Origin of the sequence: Albidovulum sp., assembly GCF_049646345.1 — a bacterium.
In the GTDB taxonomy this organism is placed as follows: domain Bacteria; phylum Pseudomonadota; class Alphaproteobacteria; order Rhodobacterales; family Rhodobacteraceae; genus Albidovulum.
In genome coordinates this window covers 1-3302 of the sequence record NZ_JBARVQ010000137.1, presented here as the reverse complement: position 1 = coordinate 3302, position 3302 = coordinate 1, and the positions used below count along the sequence as shown (strand labels likewise).

The window sequence follows — 3302 nt, the reverse complement described above, 5'->3', positions numbered from 1 at the left end:
GGCGTATCCACGAATGGCAGCAACGTCCCGACAGCAGGCCCACACGATCTACGAACACACCGTCACCAAATGCGTTTCGGGTATCTGTTGATAAATCAGCATCAGAATTCGGCTGCAAATGTTCGGTTTCTGCTTAAATACATGCCTAAAACGCAATAGGGGGAAACCATGCGCATTCACTGGTGTGGAACCGGACTTTCCTCACGCCCCGGTCTTCGCCGCCTGATCCTTGCCGGTCACCCGATCACGGTCTGGAACTTGCCCATGGAACAGGCGATGGAGGCGGTGGGCGATATCACCGACGACATCCGCGCAATGGAACCCGGCGCGCTGGATGCCGCGCTTCAGCCCGGCGATATCATCGTCTCCATGCTGCCTGCGGCGATGCATCTGGATCTCGCCCGCAGCTGCGTGACCAAGGGCGCGCATTTTGTCTCTTCAAGCTACATCACGCCCGACATGCGGACACTGGACGAACCTGCACGCGCGGCGGGCGTCTCTATTCTGGGCGAGGTCGGGCTTGATCCCGGCATAGACCATCTGATGGCGCACGATCTGGTCGCGGCCTACCGGGCGTCGCAGGTTTATGACCGCGACAATGTGCTTTCCTTCACCTCGTATTGCGGCGGGATTCCCACCCGGCCGAACGCCTTCCGCTACAAGTTCTCATGGTCGCCCCTTGGCGTGCTGCGCGCCCTGATGACGCCCGCCCGCTCAATCCGCGGCTATTCCGAACTCAGCGTCGCCCATCCCTGGGACGCGGTCCAGAGATACACCGCGCCACTCCGGCAACCCGAAATGTTCGAGGTCTATCCCAACCGCGACTCGCTGCCCTTCCGCGCGGACTATCGCTTTGACCCGGAATGGAAGGTGAAGGAATTCGTGCGCGGAACCCTGCGCCTGAACGGCTGGTCCGAGGCATGGTCCGGTATTTTCGAAGAACTGGCCACCAACCCGTCCGAGGCGCGGCTGACGGCGCTGTCGGACGACCTCTGGCAGGCACATCCACTGGAAGCGGGTGAGGCTGACCGGGTGGTCCTTTGCGTCTCGCTGAAGGTCGAAAAGGCGGGCCAACCGGTCTGGCACCGGACCTGGGTGCTGGATGCCGAAGGCGATGTCCGGGGCTCCGCCATGGCACGGCTCGTCTCTGGCACGGTATCGCTGGCGGTCGAGGCCATCCTGACCCGCGAAATTCCGGTCGGTCTCCACGGCGCCCCGAACGATCCCCGGCTGGTAAAACGCTGGCTGGAGGAAACGAGCCATCAGGCGCAGGACATGCGATTGGTGATATACGATTGAGGGTGGCAACAGGGCCCAAGGCCACCTTTGGCCCGGAAATGACGCAACCATCGCATGAGAACATCAACGACCGCACGGGTTGCCTGCATCCTCTTGACCCATGCCCCCCTCACCCCTATACCCCGCCCGTCCGGGACTCTTCTGAGTCGACCGGGCTTGTTGTCTGTTTGCCCATGCCTTTTGCTTTCTTCGGCTAGGGCGGCGATCAGCAGCAAGAACAAGGAACGATGACCTGACCTCCGGCGGGCGCTAAGGCGGACCCGATGAAGACACGGAGCTCTGAGGCGCGAACACCATCGCGGGACCACCGCGAGCATAGGAAAGGATCACGCGATGAACCTGATCGCGCAAATCGAAGCCGAGCAGATCGCTGCTCTGGCCAAGTCCATCCCGGACTTCAAGGCAGGCGACACGGTCCGTGTCGGCTACAAAGTGACGGAAGGCACGCGGTCCCGCGTCCAGATGTACGAAGGCGTCTGCATCGCCCGCAAGGGTGGCGAAGGCATCGCTGCGTCGTTCACCGTCCGCAAGATTTCCTTCGGCGAGGGCGTCGAGCGCGTCTTCCCGCTCTATTCGACCAACATCGACTCGATCGAGGTCGTGCGCCGCGGCCGTGTCCGCCGCGCCAAGCTCTACTACCTGCGCGACCGTCGCGGCAAATCCGCCCGTATCGCCGAAGTCACCAATTACAAACCCAAAGCCGAAGCCAAAGCCTGAGGAGCGGGACCATGAGAAAAGACATTCACCCCGACTACCACATGATCGAGGTCAAGCTGACCGACGGCAGCACGTTTCAGGTCCGCTCGACCTGGGGCAAGGAAGGCGATGCGATGTCGCTCGACATCGATCCTTCGGTGCATCCGGCCTGGACTGGTGGCAACGCCAAGCTGATGGATACCGGCGGCCGCGTCTCGAAGTTCAAGAACAAGTACGCGGGCCTCGGATTCTGAGCCCCTTGCGCTTCCCAAGAGTGGGAGCGCAACATATAGTAGAGGCGCGCTGGGGACGGCGCGCCTTTTTGATTCCGGGAACACGGAACGGGATACAGGGACGGGAACTTGGCGCATATCATCGTCGTGGGAAATGAAAAGGGCGGGTCGGGGAAATCGACGACCTGCATGCATGTGGCAACCGCACTGGCGCGGATGGGCCACAAGGTCGGGGCGCTTGATCTTGATCTGCGCCAGCGCAGTTTTGGCCGCTATATCGAGAATCGCACGGCCTTTACCCGCAAACAGGGGCTGAGCCTGCCGACCCCGGATTACCGGGGCCTGCCCGAGGTAGATCAGGCAACACTTGGCGCGGGCGAGAATGTCTATGACCGGCGCCTGTCGGCGGCGGTGGCGGCACTGGAGCGGGATGTCGAATTCATCATCATCGACTGCCCGGGGTCGCATACCCGCCTCAGCCAGGTCGCCCATTCGCTGGCCGATACGCTGATCACGCCCCTGAACGACAGTTTCATCGATTTCGACCTGCTGGCGCGGGTCGATCCCGATACCAGCCGGGTCATCGGCCCGTCGATCTATTCCGAGATGGTCTGGCATGCGCGTCAGTTGCGGGCGCGGGCCGGGTTGAAACCCATCGACTGGATCGTGCTGAGAAACCGCCTTGGCGCCCAGCAGATGCACAACAAGCGCAAGGTGGGCGGCGCGCTGGAGCAGCTTTCCAAGCGGATCGGCTTTCGCGTGGCGCCCGGCTTTTCTGAACGCGTCATCTTCCGCGAGTTGTTCCCGCGTGGGCTGACCCTGCTCGATCTGAAGGATGTGGGGGTGGAGAAGCTCAACATCTCCAACGTCGCGGCGCGGCAGGAGGTGCGTGACCTGATGCACGAACTGAACCTGCCGGGTGTGACGGTCAATTTCTGACCTATCGCGTTTCGAGATTGCTCCGCATCAAACGTCGAACCGGTTATGTTCGATTTCTGCGATCTGCACTTCGATAAGAACTCGAAACGCTCTGTAGCAGGGTCAGGCTGTCTGGCGTGCCTGACGGACAAAGAG

At 61.7% G+C, this 3302-nt stretch carries 4 protein-coding genes; all 4 read left to right on the top strand.

Going from position 1 to position 3302, the window contains the following annotated elements; genetic code table 11:
- Nucleotides 1-168 precede the first annotated feature (168 nt).
- The 4 genes from WBB85_RS03415 to WBB85_RS03400 all read left to right on the top strand — a co-directional run bounded on the left by WBB85_RS03415 (nt 169) and on the right by WBB85_RS03400 (nt 3167).
- Nucleotides 169-1299, top strand: a complete 1131-nt coding sequence (locus tag WBB85_RS03415) for a saccharopine dehydrogenase C-terminal domain-containing protein (RefSeq protein WP_432637217.1) — start codon at nt 169-171, stop codon at nt 1297-1299.
- A gap of 333 nt (nt 1300-1632) precedes the next feature.
- Nucleotides 1633-2016 carry a 50S ribosomal protein L19 gene (gene rplS / locus WBB85_RS03410; RefSeq protein ID WP_432637216.1) on the top strand — a complete coding sequence of 128 codons (384 nt, stop codon included), beginning with the start codon at nt 1633-1635 and terminating at the stop codon, nt 2014-2016.
- Nucleotides 2017-2027: 11 nt separating this feature from the next.
- A complete protein-coding gene (rpmE, locus tag WBB85_RS03405; RefSeq protein WP_432637215.1) occupies nt 2028-2249 on the top strand; it encodes a 50S ribosomal protein L31 in 222 nt (73 codons plus the stop codon).
- A gap of 108 nt (nt 2250-2357) precedes the next feature.
- The gene (locus tag WBB85_RS03400) at nt 2358-3167 is read left to right on the top strand and encodes a division plane positioning ATPase MipZ (protein ID WP_432637214.1); all 810 of its coding nucleotides are present in this window, start codon (nt 2358-2360) and stop codon (nt 3165-3167) included.
- Nucleotides 3168-3302: the final 135 nt, after the last annotated feature.

Coding starts and splice junctions, on each gene's coding strand:
- WBB85_RS03415 (WP_432637217.1), top strand. CDS start 169: ATGCGCATTCACTGGTGTGGAACCGGACTTTCCTCACGCCCCGGTCTT.
- rpmE (WP_432637215.1), top strand. CDS start 2,028: ATGAGAAAAGACATTCACCCCGACTACCACATGATCGAGGTCAAGCTG.
- rplS (WP_432637216.1), top strand. CDS start 1,633: ATGAACCTGATCGCGCAAATCGAAGCCGAGCAGATCGCTGCTCTGGCC.